15 protein-coding genes and 4 pseudogenes are annotated in these 17,889 nt (G+C 61.6%); 4 read left to right on the forward strand and 15 right to left on the reverse strand.

Annotation, left to right across the window (positions count from 1 at the left end; genetic code table 11):
• Window positions 1-19 precede the first annotated feature (19 nt).
• The 5 genes from NKJ90_RS24085 to NKJ90_RS24105 are packed head-to-tail and all read right to left on the reverse strand — an operon-like array spanning window position 20 to window position 3,626.
• Complete coding sequence (locus NKJ90_RS24085) at window positions 20-454, reverse strand: lipocalin-like domain-containing protein (protein WP_352487009.1); 435 nt, start codon at window positions 452-454, stop codon at window positions 20-22.
• 57 nt (window positions 455-511) lie between these two features.
• Complete coding sequence (locus NKJ90_RS24090) at window positions 512-1,528, reverse strand: zinc-dependent alcohol dehydrogenase family protein (RefSeq protein ID WP_352487010.1); 1,017 nt, start codon at window positions 1,526-1,528, stop codon at window positions 512-514.
• A 25-nt stretch (window positions 1,529-1,553) separates the two neighbouring features.
• Window positions 1,554-1,949: a (R)-mandelonitrile lyase gene (locus NKJ90_RS24095; protein WP_352487011.1), complete on the reverse strand. Its 396-nt coding sequence runs from the start codon at window positions 1,947-1,949 to the stop codon at window positions 1,554-1,556.
• A gap of 19 nt (window positions 1,950-1,968) precedes the next feature.
• Window positions 1,969-2,439 carry a cyclophilin-like fold protein gene (locus NKJ90_RS24100; RefSeq protein WP_352487012.1) on the reverse strand — a complete coding sequence of 157 codons (471 nt, stop codon included), beginning with the start codon at window positions 2,437-2,439 and terminating at the stop codon, window positions 1,969-1,971.
• Window positions 2,436-3,626: an MFS transporter gene (locus tag NKJ90_RS24105; protein ID WP_352487013.1), complete on the reverse strand. Its 1,191-nt coding sequence runs from the start codon at window positions 3,624-3,626 to the stop codon at window positions 2,436-2,438. Before NKJ90_RS24105 ends, NKJ90_RS24100 begins: the two co-directional genes overlap by 4 nt.
• Window positions 3,627-3,777: 151 nt before the next feature.
• Between NKJ90_RS24105 and NKJ90_RS24110 the strand changes: the two genes are divergently transcribed.
• The gene (locus tag NKJ90_RS24110; RefSeq protein ID WP_352487014.1) at window positions 3,778-4,671 is read left to right on the forward strand and encodes a LysR family transcriptional regulator; all 894 of its coding nucleotides are present in this window, start codon (window positions 3,778-3,780) and stop codon (window positions 4,669-4,671) included.
• Window positions 4,672-4,777: 106 nt separating this feature from the next.
• On the opposite strand, the pseudogene NKJ90_RS24115 reads toward NKJ90_RS24110, so the two are convergent.
• The 6 genes and pseudogenes from NKJ90_RS24115 to NKJ90_RS24140 all read right to left on the reverse strand — a co-directional run.
• Window positions 4,778-5,128, reverse strand: a pseudogene (locus tag NKJ90_RS24115) (Rossmann-fold NAD(P)-binding domain-containing protein); the annotation flags it as partial.
• A gap of 112 nt (window positions 5,129-5,240) precedes the next feature.
• A complete protein-coding gene (locus tag NKJ90_RS24120) occupies window positions 5,241-5,942 on the reverse strand; it encodes a hypothetical protein (RefSeq protein ID WP_352487015.1) in 702 nt (233 codons plus the stop codon).
• Window positions 5,943-5,966: 24 nt separating this feature from the next.
• Window positions 5,967-6,272: a UBP-type zinc finger domain-containing protein gene (locus NKJ90_RS24125; protein ID WP_352487016.1), complete on the reverse strand. Its 306-nt coding sequence runs from the start codon at window positions 6,270-6,272 to the stop codon at window positions 5,967-5,969.
• Between the two features lie 64 nt (window positions 6,273-6,336).
• Window positions 6,337-7,158: an alpha/beta fold hydrolase gene (locus NKJ90_RS24130; protein WP_352487017.1), complete on the reverse strand. Its 822-nt coding sequence runs from the start codon at window positions 7,156-7,158 to the stop codon at window positions 6,337-6,339.
• 171 nt (window positions 7,159-7,329) lie between these two features.
• Window positions 7,330-8,146 (reverse strand): annotated as a pseudogene (istB, locus tag NKJ90_RS24135) (IS21-like element helper ATPase IstB).
• Window positions 8,136-8,312 (reverse strand): annotated as a pseudogene (locus tag NKJ90_RS24140) (IS21 family transposase); the annotation flags it as partial. The pseudogenes istB and NKJ90_RS24140, both read right to left, overlap by 11 nt.
• Between NKJ90_RS24140 and NKJ90_RS24145 the strand changes: the two are divergent.
• The 3 genes and pseudogenes from NKJ90_RS24145 to NKJ90_RS24155 form a co-directional block, all read left to right on the forward strand.
• Window positions 8,303-8,443 (forward strand): annotated as a pseudogene (locus tag NKJ90_RS24145) (aminoglycoside phosphotransferase); the annotation flags it as partial. The pseudogenes NKJ90_RS24140 and NKJ90_RS24145 overlap by 10 nt on opposite strands.
• Window positions 8,444-8,636: 193 nt before the next feature.
• Entirely contained in the window at window positions 8,637-9,203 is a 567-nt protein-coding gene (locus tag NKJ90_RS24150; protein ID WP_352487056.1) for a hypothetical protein, read from the forward strand.
• Window positions 9,204-9,226: 23 nt separating this feature from the next.
• Window positions 9,227-9,907: a hypothetical protein gene (locus NKJ90_RS24155; protein ID WP_352487018.1), complete on the forward strand. Its 681-nt coding sequence runs from the start codon at window positions 9,227-9,229 to the stop codon at window positions 9,905-9,907.
• A gap of 43 nt (window positions 9,908-9,950) precedes the next feature.
• On the opposite strand, the gene NKJ90_RS24160 is transcribed toward NKJ90_RS24155, so the two are convergent.
• The 4 genes from NKJ90_RS24160 to NKJ90_RS24175 form a co-directional block, all read right to left on the reverse strand.
• Window positions 9,951-10,703 carry an AAA family ATPase gene (locus NKJ90_RS24160; protein WP_352487019.1) on the reverse strand — a complete coding sequence of 251 codons (753 nt, stop codon included), beginning with the start codon at window positions 10,701-10,703 and terminating at the stop codon, window positions 9,951-9,953.
• Window positions 10,700-12,484 carry a hypothetical protein gene (locus NKJ90_RS24165; RefSeq protein WP_352487020.1) on the reverse strand — a complete coding sequence of 595 codons (1,785 nt, stop codon included), beginning with the start codon at window positions 12,482-12,484 and terminating at the stop codon, window positions 10,700-10,702. The genes NKJ90_RS24160 and NKJ90_RS24165 overlap by 4 nt, the downstream gene beginning before the upstream one ends.
• A gap of 586 nt (window positions 12,485-13,070) precedes the next feature.
• Window positions 13,071-16,541, reverse strand: a complete 3,471-nt coding sequence (locus NKJ90_RS24170) for an ATP-binding protein (protein ID WP_352487021.1) — start codon at window positions 16,539-16,541, stop codon at window positions 13,071-13,073.
• Complete coding sequence (locus NKJ90_RS24175) at window positions 16,538-17,797, reverse strand: metallophosphoesterase family protein (protein WP_352487022.1); 1,260 nt, start codon at window positions 17,795-17,797, stop codon at window positions 16,538-16,540. The genes NKJ90_RS24170 and NKJ90_RS24175 overlap by 4 nt, the downstream gene beginning before the upstream one ends.
• Window positions 17,798-17,889: the final 92 nt, after the last annotated feature.

Consider the following 17,889-nt stretch of genomic DNA (forward strand, 5'->3'; position numbering starts at 1 on the left):
TGACAGCCGGCTGTTCCGATCAGTAACGCTCGTAGGTCACGCGCCAGCCCTCGGCCGGATTGTCCGGCGTGAGGACCAGTTTGTTGTCCGAGACTTCGAATTTGCGTTTCATGCTCTTCCCGACAAGGTTGCGGACCAGGGAGGACTCGACCGTGATGACGAAGGTCTTGTCCTGGTCGTTGATGGCGACCGGCCCGTAATAGGCTTCGTAGCCATTCGCCGTGTAAGGCGTGTCCGGCGCCTCAGCGTCGGGGTTCTGGGCCTGCACCGAGAGGGTGCCGGACTCGGTGAAGATGACCTGGCCGGAATATGGCACGGGCTTGAGGTTTCCATCGGCGCCGGCCTCGAGCGACCTCATGCGCCATGCGCCGATGATCGGGGACTCTTGGGAGAAAGCCGGCGTGGCAACCGAAAGCGCAAGCGCCAGGGCGGCTATCTTCAATCTCATCGTCATATGCGTTGTTCCTTTTCTGATTTGTGGGCGCGAACAGGCCGTCCGCCCAATCTTCGCTCACACGGAAAGCATGACCTTGATGGCGCGCCGCTCGTCCATGGCGCGGTAGCCTTCAGCGACCTCGGCCAACGGCAGCTTGAGGTCGAAGACCTTGCCGGGCTTGATCACGCCCTCGAGCACACGGTCCATAAGGTCGGGCAGGAAGCGGCGCACCGGCGCCGGGCCGCCCAACATACGCTTCTGGCCGAAGAATAGTTTTTGGCCGTCGAAGCTCACGCCGTGCGGCACGCCGACATAGCCGATGGTGCCGCCGGGGCGGGAGCAGGCCAGCGCCTGGTCGAAGGATTCCGCCGTGCCGACGCATTCCAGCACGGAGTCCGCGCCAACGCCCTTGGTGAGTTCCTTTATGCGCGCGACGCCTTCCTCGCCACGCTGGGCCACGATATCAGTGGCGCCGAATTCGCGGGCGAGCTTTTGGCGGCTGGCGTGCCGGCTCATGGCGATGATGCGCTCGGCGCCCATCTCCTTGGCCGCAAGCACGCCCATCAGGCCGACCGCACCGTCGCCGACCACCACCACCGTCGATCCTTCTCGGACCTCGGCTGCATCGGCTGCATACCAGCCGGTGCCGAGCACATCGGACACAGCCAGCAGGTCAGGAATGAGTTCGGCCGGCGGCACCTCGGCGGTGGCGACCAGTGTGCCATCTGCCAAGGGCACGCGGGCGTAAGGCGCCTGCGCGCCCGACATGAACTCGCGCTGCACACAGGACGACTGGAAGCCGAAGCGGCAATGCGGGCAAGTATTGTCGGAGAGGCAGAACGAGCCGACGACGAACTGGCCGGGACGGATCGTGCGCACCTCTGCGCCGACCTCGATGACGATGCCACAATATTCGTGGCCCATATGCATCGGGCCGTCGACCGGCTGCAATCCGCGATAGGGCCACAGGTCCGAGCCGCAGATGCAGCTTGCCGACAGCTTGATGATGGCGTCCGTCGGCCGCATGATTTTCGGATCGGCGATTTCCTCGCAGCGGATGTCGCCCGGTTTGTGAAGAATGGTTGCGAGCATTTTGTTTCCTTTCGAGTGGAGAAGGTCAGGCGCCGTAGTCGGCGTCGCTGACATGTTCCAGCCAGTCCACGACCTTGCCGTCTTTGACCTCCTGGACGGCAATGTGGGTCATGGCGGCATGAGGCGCCGCGCCGTGCCAGTGCTTTTCGCCGGGCGCGAACCAGACGACGTCGCCTGGACGGATTTCCTCGACCGGGCCACCCTGGCGCTGCACGCGGCCAGGGCCGGAGACGACGATCAGCGTCTGGCCGAGCGGATGGGTGTGCCAGGCGGTGCGGGCGCCGGGCTCGAAGGTCACCTGTGCGCCTTGGACCCGCCCGGCATCGAAGGGATTGAAGAGCGGATCGATCCGCACCGCTCCGGTGAACCAGTCGGTCGGCCCCTTGCCGGAAGGCTTTGTGCCTGCGCGAAGAATGTCCATGGTGATCTCCTTTGTGTCATCAAGTGCGTTCGATGCGAAGCGAGAACTCGCCGCGAATGTGCAGGGCCTGCTCGCCTTCATCGAAGCGGCCGAGCCTGATCAGCCCGGGATGGCGATAGTCGGCGTAGAACATGGCCAGGTTGCCCCATGGCGTGAAATAGCAGAGGTCGTAGGGCTGCTCGTTGGCGAACGGGCCACTTCCCTTCTCCGTCAGCTTGCGCGGCAGATAGGCGATCTTCTCGTTATGCGAGTAGTCCTCGATCTTGAGATCGAGCGGCAGCATGGAAAAGAAATCGCGCGCCGACGGATTGTCGTAGAGCGTGGCGGTCATGATGCGGCCGTTGAAAATCATCCTGATCTTCATGTCAGTTGGCTCCTGGCTGACTGGGGCTTCGCCTTCTTGGCTGGCGGCTGCGCGAGGCAGGGCCGCCACCGCGAGCGCGGCGCCGAGCAATGTCCTGCGGCTGAGCGGCGCACGCTCGATGGTCATGGCAAAGACCTCCGGGCCATATGCGATGCGGCAAGGGCGGCGAGCGCCGATCCACAGAGCAGCACCGCGGCGAAAGTGAATGCACCCCACCAGCCGACCGTATCGAAGAGCGTGCCGCCGATGGCGGCGCCGCCTGTAATGGCGAGCTGGATGACTGCCACCTGCAGCCCGCCGCCGGCCTCCGCGTCGTCCGGCAACGTGCGGCTGAGCCACGTGCCCCAGCCAACGGGCGCGGCCGTGCCGAAGAAACCCCAGGCAACGAGCAGCAGCGCCGTGGGAACCGGGAAGGCACCGAGGGCGATGAGCGCAGCGGCCAGCGCGGCCATGACCAGCGGGATGACGATGAGGACGCTGAACAGGCGCGTGCGCAAAAGCCGGCCGACGCACCATGTGCCGAGCACCCCGGCCAGCCCCATCGCCAGCAGGATCGCCGAAAGCGCGGCGATGTCGAGCCGGGTGACGCTCTCGAGGAAGGGCCGCAGATAGGTAAAGAGCGCGAACTGGCCCATGAACAGCATCATGATTGACGCCATGCCGATGGCGATAGGAAGACGGCCGAGTAGCGCCAGCGGATTGCCTGGACGCTGCCTCTGGCGCGGGGGCAGCGCCGGCAGGCTTGTCCACTGCCAGGCCAACGCCAGGAGCCCAAATGGCACGACGAGGAAAAAAGCGCCGCGCCAGCCGACATAGGCGCCAAGAAAACTGCCCAGCGGCGCGGCGATGGTGGCCGCAATGGCATTGCCGGCGTTTAGCATGGCGAGACCCTTCGGAACCATGTCTTGCGGCACGAGGCCCATGACGATCGCGGTCGACATCGACCAGAACCCGCCGATCGCGATGCCGAGCAGCGCCCGGCCGACCATGAGAAACGCGTAGTTCGGCGCGAAGGTGACAGCCAACCCGGACACGATGAGGAGAAGGGTGAAGCCGGTCACGACCAGCCGGCGGTCGATCCGGCGCGTGAGGCCGGCGACCAACAGGCTGGTCACGACGGCGAAAGCGCCCGAAATCGAGATCGCCTGTCCCGTGCGGCCCTCGGTTATGCCGAGATCGGCCGCGAGCGGCGACAGCAGGCTGACCGGCATGAATTCCGACGCGATGAGCACGAAAACACACAGCGCCATCGACAACACGGCGCCCCATGCGACGCGGTCTTCGACAAGCCTTGTATCGTAGGTCGTTTCCATAATTGGCATCCTCGCAAGGCGACTGGGGCGGATCAGCCGCCCATCCCCATCGCCATGCCGGAAGATATTGCAGAGGGACCCATTCTATTAGACTGAGTAATTCGCATGGACTTATCTGCTTGTGATATAAATGTCAGTCGGGAGGTGCCCTATGCAGCGCGATGGCATGAAGGATCTGCTCTGGTTCGTGGCGGTCGCGCGGGAGCGCAGCTTCACCAAGGCGGCGGCCAAGCTCGGAACCTCGCAGTCGACCCTGAGTTCGACAATCAAGGAGCTTGAAGCTCGTCTCGGCGTCCGCCTGCTGACGCGTACGACGCGGAGCGTCGCTCCGACCGAGGCCGGCGAGCGACTTTTCCAATCGCTTGTTCCCCGCTTCGAGGAAATCGAAGCCGACCTTGCAAGCCTGGTGGCCTTTCGCGACAAGCCCTCCGGAATGGTCCGTATCACGCTGTCCGACCATGCGCTCCAGACGACCGTCTGGCCGAAGCTGCAGCCCTTGCTCGGCGACTATCCTGACGTGCGCGTCGAACTCTACAGCGACAACGGCATGAAGAACATTGTGGAGGAGCGCTTCGACGCAGGCGTACGGCTTGGTGAGAGCATCGACAGGGATATGATCGCAGTGCGGATCGGGCCGGATTGGCGGCTCGTGGCCGTGGCTTCGCCGGAGTACTTTTCCCGCCATCCGGTTCCGACCGCACCCCAGGATCTGGTCGATCATGACTGCATCAATATGCGGCAGGCGACGTTCGGCGGATTATATGCCTGGGAATTCGCCAGGGATGGCCGCGACCTTCGTGTACGGGTGGAAGGCCAACTCACCTTCAATTCGTCCCTTCCCATGATCGAGGCTGCGATAAGCGGTTTCGGGATCGCCTATGTCCCGGAAAACCTCGTCAGCCACCACATCGCCAAGGGATGCCTTAGGCTCGTGCTTGACGACTGGAGTCCGCCATTTGCGGGCTATCACCTTTACTACCCGAGCAGGCGACAACTCTCGCCTGCGATGTCGGTGATCGTTGAGGCGCTCCGCCATCGCATCTGACCTCAAGACTGTGCCTATGGATCATGAAGCTGACATTGGTAGATGGTAGGAGGCGATCGATTGCGCTCATAAATATCTGCGACAATGGCAGTGCTGGACGCGACGGTCAGCTGTCGAAGGCCAGTGAGCTGGATAGCTCCTCATGGGCGTCGACCTGTTGCTGCAGCAGAGCGAGTTTCTGCCTGACCATGCCAAGAGCATCGGCGCCAGCGATGAACCGACGGGGCAGATCCGGCTTGTCGACCAGAGTGATCAACGCCTGCGCGAGCTTGGCCGGGTCGCCGACTTGCTGACCGTTCGCGGCTTTCCAGCCAGTTATCTGCTGGGCGCGACGTTCGCTGTAGTCGCTAACGGAAGACGGAGCATATTGAGTGGATTCGTCCGTCAGCAGCTCTGTGCGGAAAAACCCGGGGTTCACGATCATCGTTTCAATGCCGAACGGCGCCACCTCGGCTTGCCCACCAGATGCAGCTTTTTCACCCGCGGCCACCACATTGGGCAGCGATGCGTGCTGCATGCCAGCCTCATATCGCCGACCATCGACACGGACGTCGTCTATGACACAGCCATCATCGGTGCTGGTCCCTCGGGACTGGCGGCGGCGGTCTATGGCCGATGCAATGCGCCAGCGCAGCATCGTCCGGACAGCGCAGCGTGCTGCCGTCAGCGCAGACCACCAGCGGCAGAGTGGCCCCGCCGGGCTGCATCTGCGCAACGAAGGCCCGAGCCCTCTCGTCAACTGATACGTCCAGCACGACATGGGGAAAGCCATTGCGGGCCAGAAAGCCACGCAGGCGCACCATGTCCGGACTATTGGGAACACCGATGAGGATCGGTCCCCCGCTGCCGGCGTCGATCAGCGCAGCCCGCCGAAGCATGAACGCACGCATCACCATTTCGCCAATATCGGCCGAACCGATCACCAGCGCCCGCACCTGCGCCGCCGTCAATAGCACCGCCCGACACCCCTGCGCACCGGCGCGGCCGCCGGCCAGCGTCGGCTGCCCCGTCAGCTGGTTGATTTCCCCGCTGAACTGCCCGGGGCCAAGCGTCTGGATCAGGCGCTCATCGTCGAGGCCCGCATGCGAAAAAATGTCCATCGTGCCGGCGACGATGAACCAGGCAGGCGCGTCTGTCGCGCCCACTGCATAGGCCAGGGCACCTGGCGTCAATGTTGCCGGGGCACCGCCGCTCCGCCGCTCGACCACAGCGAGTTGATCAGCCGTCAGGGTGGGAAAGCGTCGATCCTCAGTGGTCTCGCTGGTAGCCATGGCCCAAACCCTCTTGGCAATAATTCAGTAGTAGCGGGGGATTGGCCCCAGCTGCGGCGTGTGGGAAGGCAGATCGATCATCATCTCGTCGACATAGCACCAGCCCCAGCCCTCGGGCGGGTCATAGCCTTCGATGATCGGGTGACCGGTATGGTGGAAATGGGCGGTGGCATGGCGTCCGAGCGACTGATCGCAGCAACCGACATGGCCGCAGGTGCGACAGATGCGCAGGTGCAGCCAGCGCTGCCCGGTCCTAAGACACTCCTCGCAGCCGCGGCTACCGGGCGTCACCTCGCGTAAGGTCTGTACATGCGTGCAATGGCTGGACATGGGAGTCTCTCCTGGGGCCGAAAGAAAGTGGGCCACACAGCGGCTGCGTGGCCCCGGGCGCTGATCAGGCCCTGATGAAGGCGAGCACGTCAGCATTGAATTTTTCGGCCTCGGTTTCGGCCAGACCATGCGGCGCGCCGGGATAGATCTTGAGCTCGGCGCCTTTGACGATCTTGGCCGTCTTGAGGCCGGCCGCTGCAATCGGCACGATCTGGTCAGCATCGCCGTGCACGACCAGCGTGGGCTTGTCGATCTTCTTGAGGTCCTCGGTGTAGTCGACCTCGGAGAATTCGCGGATGCAGTCATACTCGGCCTTGATGCTGCCCTGCATGCCCAGCCGCCAGAAGGTGTCGCGCAGACCCTGGTTGACCTTGGCGTCTTCCTTGTTGAAGCCGTAGAACGGCATCGACAGGTCCTTGAAGAACTGCGATCGGTTGGTGGCCGTTCCCTTGCGGAGTCCGTCGAACGCCTCAATCGGCGTACCCTCGGGATTGGCTTCGGTCTTGAGCATCAAGGGCGGCACGGCACCAACCAGCACCATCTTGTCGACCCGTGCCGTGCCGTGCCGGCCAACGTAATGGGCGATCTCGCCGCCGCCGGTCGAGTGCCCGACCATGATCATGTCCTTGAGATCGAGCGCCTCGATCAGCTCGGCCAGATCGTCGGCATACTGGTCCATGTTGTTGCCGGCCCATGGCTGGCCCGATTTGCCGTGGCCGCGGCGGTCATGGGCGATCACGCGGTAGCCCTGCGAAGCAAAGAACAGCATTTGCGGCGCCCACGCGTCGCCGGCCAGCGGCCAGCCATGCGAGAACAGGATCGGCTGACCCGTGCCCCAGTCGGTGTAGGAAATTGCCGTGCCGTCGGTGACCTGAAAAATGCTCATTTTGCTCTCCACTGTCGCGAACCCGCCGGTGCGGCCGGTTGATAGGGAGAGCATCGGCCAGACGATGATTTGGCACCATTCTACGAGTGGTTCGTGGCATCATACTTGTGTATGCCTGTTGATTTCCGCCGAGAAGTGACCCTGGCTTTCCACTGAGAAGTGACCCGCCTTTTAATTGTGTTCTTGGTCAAATGTGGTGGTCAAGGGTCTGGGTTTCTCCTTCGGTTTTGGCGGCGCATGGGCCGAGCTGTTCTTGAAGCGGAAGCTGTCGTTTCCGGTCTCGAGGATGTGGCAATGATGGGTGAGCCGGTCGAGCAGCGCCGTCGTCATCATCTTGGCATCGCTGAAGACGCTGGCCCATTCACTGAAGCTGAGATTGGTGGTGATGACCACGCTGGTATGCTCGTAAAGCCTGCTGAGCAGGTGGAAGAGCAAGGCGCCGCCTGAGGCACTGAACGGCAGGTAGCCGAGCTCATCGAGGATGACCAGATCACAGTGAGCCAGGCGGCCGGCAATCTGGCCAGCTCGCCCCTGCATTTTCTCCTGCTCGAGCGCATTGACCAGCTCGACGGTCGAGAAGAAGCGGACGCGTTTCTGATGATGCTCGATGGCCTGCACCCCCGATGGCGGTGGCGACATGGGTCTTGCCGGTACCAGGGCCACCGACCAGAACGATGTTATTGGCTTCCTTGAGGAAGTCGCAGCGATGAAGCTGGCGCACCAGGGCCTCATTGATCTCGCTGCTGGAGAAGTCGAAGGCATTGAGGTCGCGAAAGGCCGGGAAGCGAGCGGTCTTGAGCTGGTAGGCTGTCGATCGAACCTCACGCTCCGCCGTCTCGGCCTTGAGCAGTTGCGACAGGATCGGGATGGCAGCCTCGAAGGCCGGAGCACCTTGCTCGGTCAACTCGCCTACGGCCTGGGCCATGCCGTGCATCTTGAGGCTCTTGAGCATGATGATGATCGCGCCGGCGGCGGGGTTATGACGCATGGCGGGCCTCCGAGGCTTTGCGCAGGGCGTCATAGCGCTCGACATTGGCCTTTGGCTCATTGGTCAGCATCAGGGCTTGGGGCGCATCGATGGTCGGCGGCGTGATGGCTTTGCCGTCAACCAGGCGGTGCAGCAGGTTCAACACGTGCGTCTTGGTTGGGACACCTGGAGCGGCTCACTGGCGGAGTCGCCAATGAGGGTTGGAGCGTGCAAGTCGGTGGGTGGTTTGCAGTCGCCCGCGTTGGCACGCGGAGCGACGCTGATCTGGCTTTGGAGACCGGGCTCCTCCAGCACCTCGGAGGATCGATCCCGCGCTTGTCCACTGTCCCGGGACTGAGGACGAGACTCGAGGACTGCGGTTGCTAGCGGCATGCCGAGCGGTTGCCGTGGAAACGGTCGACCAGCGCCGAGACCACCAGTTGCAGCTGTGATCGTTGACACTAAGTGTGTACGATGATTAGGTGTCCTCTGTCCGAGGACAGAGGACATGATGAAGAGCCAGGATGTTGTCGTTCTGCTCAAGCTGGCGAGCTTGGAGGACTGCTCAAAGGATACCGGTGACGAATCTACGCCGCTCGGGCTAGCCGCGGGCGAGGATCCCTATTCTGTGCGCGGACTCGAGGCAGCCCTCGGAATCAGCAAGACGGAGATCGGCGCTTCGCTCAAGCGCAGCATTGCGGCGGGCCTCGCGATCAAGGACAGGAAGACAGACCGGCCTAAAGCGAGCCGGCGCCATCTCCGCGAGTTCATTGTCCACGGTGTGAAATTCGTCTTTCCGGCGAAACCAGGCGCCATGCAGCGCGGGTTGCCGACGGCATTCGCGGCCCCCGTGCTACGTGAATCCCTGCACAGCGCTGGCAGTCTCATCTTCGTTTGGCCCTACGCGCATGCAAAAGAAATGGGTCAGTCGGTCGACCCGCTGTTCAAAAGCGTGCCGGAGGCCTGCGAGAAAGACAGGCGGCTCTACGCCTATCTGGCCCTCATCGACGCGATCCGCGTCGGCAATCAACGCGAAAGCAAGCTCGCCGCCGACCTGCTCGTACAGAGGCTGGGATGACCGTCCAAGGTCAGTTGAAGGGCATGTTGAAGGCCGTCGCCGAGGCACTCGGCGAGGAGTTGCGCGCGCGCCTGGTCTTCGTCGGCGGCTGCACGACCGCGCTCTACATTACTGACCCCATCGTTCTCGAAGGGGTGAGAGCGACCGATGATGTCGACCTTATCGTCGATCTCGCTGGTTTAGCAGAATGGGTCGAGCTGACGGAGCGTTTGCGCGCATGCGGCTTCACCGAGGCGGCTGACGATTCCGTCATCTGCCGTATGAAACTCGGCGAGCTCAAGGTCGACTTCATGCCGGATGACGAGGCGATCCTCGGGTTCAGCAATCGCTGGTACGCAAAGGGGATCGCGACGTCCGTACCAGAACAGCTGGAGGAGGCGCTCGAGATCCGGCGCCTCACGCCGCAGCTGTTTGTCGCGACCAAGTTGGAGGCATACCGCGGACGCGGCCAAGGCGATCTCATCGCCAGCCGCGATGCCGAGGACATTCTGCTTTTGGTCGACGGGCGGGAGGAGATCGTCGAGGAAATCGCAAACGGCGAGCCGGAGATCCGGGCCTACATAGCCGAACAGGTTACCATGCTGCTCGCTGATCCAAACTTCGACCATTTCCTGGAGGGAAACATTCGCGGACCAGTGGGCCGCACCGACATCGTCTACGACCGGCTGGTCGCGATCAGCACGCTGGATCTGGATATGCGCTGACAATTCCACTGTGCCGTTCAGAATTATCTGTCGCTGTCCGGAATTAAGCCGGGCTTCGGAGGTCGTATCGGCGCTCGTGCAGAAGCTTGAGCGCATCGCTGCCGCACGACATGACACGAAGCGTGGTCTCGATCCGAGAAAGACGAATGCTGCCAACGCCATTGGTAACGGCAGCGCAGTTCTGGAGGAGGTGGCAAAGCGCGCGAAGGGAGGTGTTCTCACCGTAGATAACAATCGCTTCGTAGGCGTCGGCTCCATCAACGTTGTGTTCGGCGCCGATCCTCACGCAATCCTCCCGCGTCGGCTGCCCGATCTCGAAACGCATGCCGATACGGCTTTCGATCTGATCCATAGCGTGGACATCACGCCTAGTGCCCGCTAACCGAAGAGTGTTGCCAGCGAGCAGTAAAGCGAAGCCGCAGCGCTCCTGAAGATGCAGCAGTTCCCGCAAAACAGTGGGTGTGAAGTTCTGATATTCGTCCACCAGCAACGGACGCGTCGGGCCGTATCGGGCGCCCAAAAAGTTCATGCAATCCTTCGCAAGATCGTATGTGTGCTTGCTGTCCTTTTGGACGCCGTAGGCGTCGTGCAGCATCAGGAACATCGGCCTGATAGCCTTGGTATGCTGCGCAACTTCGCAATAGGCAGCTCCGCTTTGGGCGGCTATCCAGGTGAGCGCTACGGTCTTTCCGAGTCCAGCTTTTCCGACGGCAAGCACCGGATATCGCATCTTGATCGCCGTATCGAAGGCAGCCCGCACGGTGAGCGTAGCGCGGGTTTCAACGAATGTCGTCATCCGACGATCCTCTTCACCAAGTCCATCTGAGCGGCTATGCGCTCGTCCTGTTCGCGTCGACGCTCTTCGGAGATCAAAGGCTTCTTCGGCATCACGATCCGCGCCGGCCGCTCAGACGGGTCGAACAACATTTTGCCCGTTGCCTGATTGGGGATGATGTCAGGTTGATCCTGACCAAGCGCTATCAGCCGAGCTGCAACATCGATTTTCGGGACTGAGCGAACCATCTCCGCAATCGCATCGCGATGCGCCTTTGCTCGTGCAGCCGTGCTTTGGGCGCCACGATGATCAAGTGGATGAAGTGCGACATCGGGGGTTGCGATCCCGAGCCTATTACCCTTCATGTCTAGCACGAGCAGCTCGGCCGGCGCATGATAGACGGGCTCGCAGACCAGCACCTTATCTTGCTTGTACTGCCACAACTCTTCGCAGGTCCAGCGACGTCCACGGAGTTTGATCGCGCCCTGGATCACCGTTCGCTCAACACGGCGCGATACGGCCGCGCGGACCTCGTCCCGGCTCATGGTAATCGCTGACCAACCGGCGGCCACTTGCTTTTGAAAGGTGGTGTTGGGCGAAAGCCCCTTGAGACCGCTCTGCTTTCCCATAGGGACGCTGTGATAGGCCTTCAGGAGACCGAAGAACGCCGGAACGAAATCTTCGAAGGTGCCGTATGGCGCAACCGTTCGGCCGATCGCCTCCTGGCGCTTGTTCATGCGGTTGCCGGCAATCCAGCCCGGTAACGTGCTCAAATAGCGGGACTCGAAGTCCCCGAACCAGCGTTCGATTGGCTTTGCTGGGGCGTTGTAGGACAAGGCGTTGATAACTCGCATCGAGCGACCCGGCCCATGGAACCCGGGCACCGTCAGTGTCATGGCGTCGTCCAGGTACGTCGCGAACCCGTATTCCTTGCCGTTATCGATGTAGAGGGCTTCAGGCAGGCCAAAGGCGGGGTGCTCCACCATGGCCGCAAATACTTCGATCACATCGCGGTTGTTGACGCCGCCCCGCGTGTCGAATGCGATCAAGTCACACCAGACGCGGCCAGTCGCCCAATCAAGGAACCCGATCAGCTTCGCAGTACAAATCGAGCCGTCCGCCCGCGTCAGGTGGATATCGATGGGGTGCACGTCTCCGACGACCAACTCCATCGGGCGCATGCCTTCGATGGAGCGCCGCCCGCGCGGGCGGCTGTCCTCGTAGGCTTTGCGGTTCGTTCGAAACTGGTGGACCTTCCGATAATGCAGCTCTTCCGAAACGAGCGTCCACGGGATCGAACAGGCTTGCTCAAAACTCGCTGGATCACTGGGGCGGAACCCCCATGACCTGGTGGTCGCTACCAGGAAGTTGCGGGCCAAGACCTTGACGTGTCCCCAAGCTGCGCCGGCCGCCAGAAGGCCTCGGATTTCCTGCTTCAGGTCTTCTGCAATCCTGGCCTTGGTGACAGGGTCAAAGGGTACCAAAGCATCCCACTGCCGGCTGATGACGACGCGTTTCTTGCCTTTATCCGCTCGGTGGCGCCGGCCTCGCCTAGCAATCGGCTTCGGACGGTTTTGAACCGATATTTCAACGGGCGTTAAACGGAGCTGCAACTCGAGTGGGAGGGAAGTCGAGTTGACGAGATACTGCTTGCCCGCGTTGCCGCCCTTACCCCGGACAACGCGCACCTCCAGCGAGTGCCCTCGCCAGTTGCCACGCTGGCAGGCCTTCCAAACTGCCTGCCGGGAGATTCCTGCCAACTGGGCGATCACCGTGAGTGGCACAAACTCATTGATCGTCATCGTGCTTGGTCCTCAGCGGCAGCGGAGACCATCGTGTACCAGCTGGAATTATATCTGGCGTGACACGCTCAACATCGCCACGCAGCCTGGAATAAGCCCCTTGGGAGCCGTGACCCGGTTTACCAATCCTGTCCATCCCGGGTTTACAAATCCATTGTCGACCGTGAGCGGGTTGACCAACAAGGGCGGCTATATCTGCGCAAATCCAATCACTTAATGCCAATCCAGAATAAACTGACATCGAGGCCATTGGCAAACTTAGTCTTATGATCGAAAACCCCTACCCGTAGCCAGAAAAATCTCCTATTTTCAGTCGCATAGGCCACCCACGGCGGCCCCAAAATGCCGGACTGGTAAACCCCGTGAAATGCCAAATAATTCCGGACATCACATCAGTTTGCCTGACTTTCGGAGCACAAATCATGAACATGCGTTGGGCCAGGTTTTCAGCTTGTCACCTTGAGGCGCCAACTTCCGATGATGTGGTGCACGCATGGAAGGTCCATTGCGATCACCTACGACATGGGGATTGGACGCCTGGATTGATCCCGAGGCGATCATTTGCACCAACGGAAAACGAGCACAACTATCCGAGCTCATGGATCGTCACGCTGGGAATGACTGCCTTGGCGATCTCGCACAGGTGTTGGTGATGCGTGAGGTAGATAACCTGACCGGCACATGCCATCTCACCAAACAATTTGAAGACCTCCTCGGATCGGACGTGGTCGAAGGTCTCCATTATATCGTCGGCGATAAAGGGCACGGAGGGTCTAAGCCGCGCAAACTCGTAGTAGCCAGCGAGCCTCAGGGCTAGGTACAGCTGAAACTGAGCGCCCTTCGACAGCGCGTCGGCAACCTTGGAATGCCCGTCGCGTTGCATGGCAATTAGGACTTCGCCGCCTTTCACCGGCTGGGTCGCCAAGCCCGCGTACTGACCGCGTGTGATAAGCGCGAAGGCATCAGATGCCCGGACCATCATCCCGGAGCGATGCTGCTCGCGATACACTCTCAGAGCGTTTGCCGCGGACATTACTCCCAGTTTCAGCTCGATATACCGAACCGCCCTCTCCTCGATTTCAAGAAGCACGGTGCGACGCTCGGCATCTATTCGGGCAACCGCGCTGTCGCCGCCAATGGCGTCCAGCTTGTCGGCCGCACGGGTCCGCCGGATAAGCTGTTGCTGTATCAGTTCATCGAGATCGCCAAGCCGCCGCTCGCTTTCGGCCTTCTCGATCGCAAGCCCATGCAAGTCAAGACCATCCAGGATCGAATGGGCTTGTTTGGCACCGTCTGCCGTGAGCTCAGCCGACAGCTGTTCTTCAAGGTTGGTCAAGGCGGCACGCAAGCGGTCCCTTTCCCTAAGCAATTCATCGCGCTCTACGACTTCGGACAGGGTGGCCACGCTAAAGGCGGTCAACACATCCTGCTTGCTTCGCTCGTGCATCGCGACCTCCAAATCGAGCGCGTCACGAACATCCTCCAAGCGCTGCTGGTCAACGAGCAGGGTCGCCTTTGTCTCGCGGGCACGATCGGCGCGCTCCAGGCGCTCGGCAAGCCTGATGGCCAACTGTTCCGGGTCAGCCTTGTCCGCCGGCTCACCTATTTGTCTTGCGACAGCAGTAACCTCCTCGATGAGCGTGCCCCTGTCCGTTTCCATCTTCGCAATACGCAACCGCATCGCGTCGCGATCCTGGATGGCCTTTGACAGCTCCACCAACTGATCGAGGACGCCGCCGACGCCAGGCGCGGAAATTCCGCTTTCCAACCAAGTGCCCTTAAGGGCTGCGGTAACATCGGCTACCCAATCCTCCTCACGGCTTTCCGCCACCTCCAGGGCGCGGCGCCTGATTGCAAGATCTTCCTCCCTAGCGCTCACCGTTTTGATCGCCTCGGCGCGTTCCGCATCGACCTTGGCTTGCCTGTCGATGAACCGTTCAGCAACGGCCACCATGGCCTCCAGGCTCTCATTCGCTTCCGGCTGTATCCCGACGCTTTCCAGGGCCGCTCTCACCTCGAGGCGTATCAGGGCCCCATCGTCAGTTGCCCGCTCAAACTTCTTGCGCGCGACCAAGATTTCGTCCCAGGCCGCGAGCGCATCGGCGCGGGCGGAGCTACGCTCCTCGATCAGCCCAATCAAAAGCTCAGGCGAGGTTTCCTGGCATGTCCCAAGCAAGTCTCTCGCTGCGGCGGTGATTTCTGAGAGTGCCGCTTTCGCGCTCGAGGCGAGCTGCCCCAGTTGATCAACCGTGCGCGCGATGCCGGTGACGCCTTCGGCGAGGCTTCGCATCGTTGTTCGGATTTCAGCGAGCTCGCGCGCGTGGACCAGACGGGTTGCTGCAGCATCATCGTCACGAGCCAACGCCACCTCGAAAATGTCCGCCGTCTCCGCGATCAGCCTGTCGCGATGGCCCTTCCAAGCCTCGTCCCGCTTCTGCCGCATGGCCATTGCGGTTTCATCATCCGCCACATCGACCGAGGACCGGATGGCCTCCAAATGTGCCAACTGCGAGGCATGCGTTTGCTCTTGCTCCGTCAGACGTTCGGAAAGGACTGCTCTGTTCCTCTCATGCTCTGCCGAAAGTGTCTTCCAGGCCGCGATTTGTCTGGCGCTTGGAACTGACATCGCTGAGAGATCTTCCGCGTCCCCCGTCCACGGCTGGAGACGCCGGATTGCTGTCCGCCAACGAATTTGACTCGAGTCTTCCGCCTCACGCGCCGCCTTTATCTCGCTCAGATGCCCACTTGCTCTCGTCTTTGACACTGCTGCCGTCAGCCTCGCCCTGGCAGGTTCAGGCACAGCGCGTTCTTCACCGATCCGGTGCCGCGCCGTGTGAAGCGCATCCAGGGCTGCCGCGGCCTCATCGCGGGCAACACGCACGCTGGTGGTTATTCCGGATCGCTGTTCGACCATATTGCGAACGGTCCCCACAATGGCGGCGGGCAGGAGAAGCGAAGCTGGCTCCGGTTCTGTGGATTTTCCCAAGGCGGCAAGGCAATTCGCGACGGCGTTGTCGAGGATTTGAAGCTCGGTCCTGCGGGTGGGCAGATCCAGGCCCGCAGAAACATATCGCGCCTTGCGATCGGCCAGTCCGCGAACCTGTTCTGAGATTGCGAGGATCGCCTCGTCCACGGTGATCGCCGCGATCTTCGCCCTTAGCCTCTCCATTTCGTCGTCGTTTGCCAGTTGGCGCGTTCGCAGGCTGGCGTCCTGATCGATCATTTCGGCGACACTCCCCGTCCAGGTCCGGGGCGGCGAAGGCAGGTCAGGCAATTCGGCAAGCCGAGCGGCCTTCCGCTGGATATCGGCCGCAAGGGGAGCCGCGCGCAGATACTTCGCGATTGTCTCCAGGCGAGCCGACAGCACCGATCGTTCAGCTATGCTGCGATCGTATTTTTCCGCGGCCTCGACACGGTCCGCCTCCAATGTCTCGAAGGTGGAGGCCAACGTGTCGATTTCATCCTTGCGCGACTTCAGTTCGGCAAACCGCTTCTTGAGCAGCGCAAGTTCGGTTCCGTGTGCCTGTTTGCGATAGAGAGAGTCTGCCTCCGCCTCGAGCGCGCTCAGGATGTCACTGGCGTGCCCCAGTCCGGCGCTGGCCGCGAAAAGCAGCTTGCCGAGGTCTCCGCGCGATTCCAGAATCGACTTTCCGCCTGCTTCCAGCGTCTCGTCATTCAGTGAGAACATGGTGCTGTAGGCCTGGCGCGACAGGCCTGCCAGATGTGCCGATATCGCGACTTCACTGGCCGGTTGGCCCGTTGCATCGTGCAGCGAGTTGCTGCGCTGTTTCGTGCGCGAAAAGGTCTGTTCTTCGCCGGCGAGTTCGAGCACGCCGCCAACGCGCATGGCGCTATACTCATGCAGGAAGTTGTAGCGGCTGCGTTCCTCAATGCCGAACAGTAGGTCCAAATAACCGGAAAGTGCTGTCGATTTTCCAGCCTCGTTCAAGCCGAACACAATGTGCAAATCGGGTCCGGACTCCGGCTTTGGCCCGAAGTCGAGCGCCTTGTCGGTAAACTTCCCGTAGCGAATGAGGTCGAGGCGCCGCAGTCTCATTGCTGCCCGCCTGCCTTGAGGCGGGCCGTGACCAGATCGGCGCCGCGGGCGAGAGCACCGTCGAGGAACACGTCCAGTGCGGCTTCGTCCTTTCCGGCAAAGTCGCGCGCGTCTGGCGGTAGATCCGCGATGGCTTTCAAAACCAGGGCTTTGGCTTCCGCTCGAAAAGCTTCCGACTTGGCAAAGGCGAGCATTGATTGCGCGAGCTCCAGCACCGGATCGGCAGCGCTGTCGGATGTATCACTGTTGGGCGGTGATAGATCGAGCTCGAGCTTTTCGATCCACGCATCACCCACCTGTTCGGCTGCTTGTTCAGCCTCGCCGAGCAGCAGATCCCTGTCGCGGATTATTTTCCAGGACAGAGGCGACGTACCGGTCAGACCGAGGCGGACCACAGCATGGCGGGATCGAACGGAGGCCCGGGTTTGCTCGAGTGCGGACCGGATCCGTCCGACGGCCTCGGGCCATTCCAGCGTCCCGGTCAGATTAACATTCATCCGCTGGAATTGCGCGACGCTGGTCAGCCTCTCCTCGATCGCGACGGTCCGGTCATCGCTTATCGTTACCAGGGTGACGGATTTCTCTCCTGCCTCATTGATATCCCTACCTTGCGGCATTCCCGGCATCACCACCGTGCGCGCGCCGGGATGGACTTTGCGAACATGAATGTGGCCCAGCGCCCAATAGTCGAAACCATGGCCGTGCAAATCGGCAACGCTGCAAGGGGCGTAGACGTCATGTCCGGGCGATCCGGCCAGACTGGTGTGCATGATGCCGATATTGACCACTCCTTCGCGCGGAGCCGTGTATTTGGGCAGCAGGCTCTCCGGTGCCTTTGGGTTTGCGAAGCTCAAGCCATGGACCATGACGTCCAGGCCTCCGGCTGATTGCAGCACCGGTTGGGCACGGCCACCAAAGAGCGTCACAGTGTCGGGAAACACGAGCTGCTTCGTAATCCGCGACATGGCGTCGTGGTTTCCACGGATCATGAAGACCCTGACACCGGCCTGGTGGAGACGGGTGATCTGCATGGCCAGGAAGCGTGCCGTCTTCATCGACGTCTGATCACCGTCGTAAAGATCGCCGGCAATGACGAGGGCATCGACCCGCTCCGCAAGGCAAAGGTCGACGATGGAGACAAAGGCCTGACGGCTGGCGTCTCCCACCAGTTCGGCAAGATCGGGGTTTCGCATCGCCAGCGAGCGCAGCGGCGAGTCGAGATGAATGTCGGCCGTATGGATGAAGCGAAATGCCATTGGGCTATCTCCGGCCCGAACGAAGGGACGTGGTTCGACGCGAATTTCTCGGCACTCGGTCCCAGCGGTTCGAACTTAGGGTACTTTTCATT

Source organism: Mesorhizobium sp. M0051, assembly GCF_040323235.1.
In the GTDB taxonomy this organism is placed as follows: domain Bacteria; phylum Pseudomonadota; class Alphaproteobacteria; order Rhizobiales; family Rhizobiaceae; genus Mesorhizobium.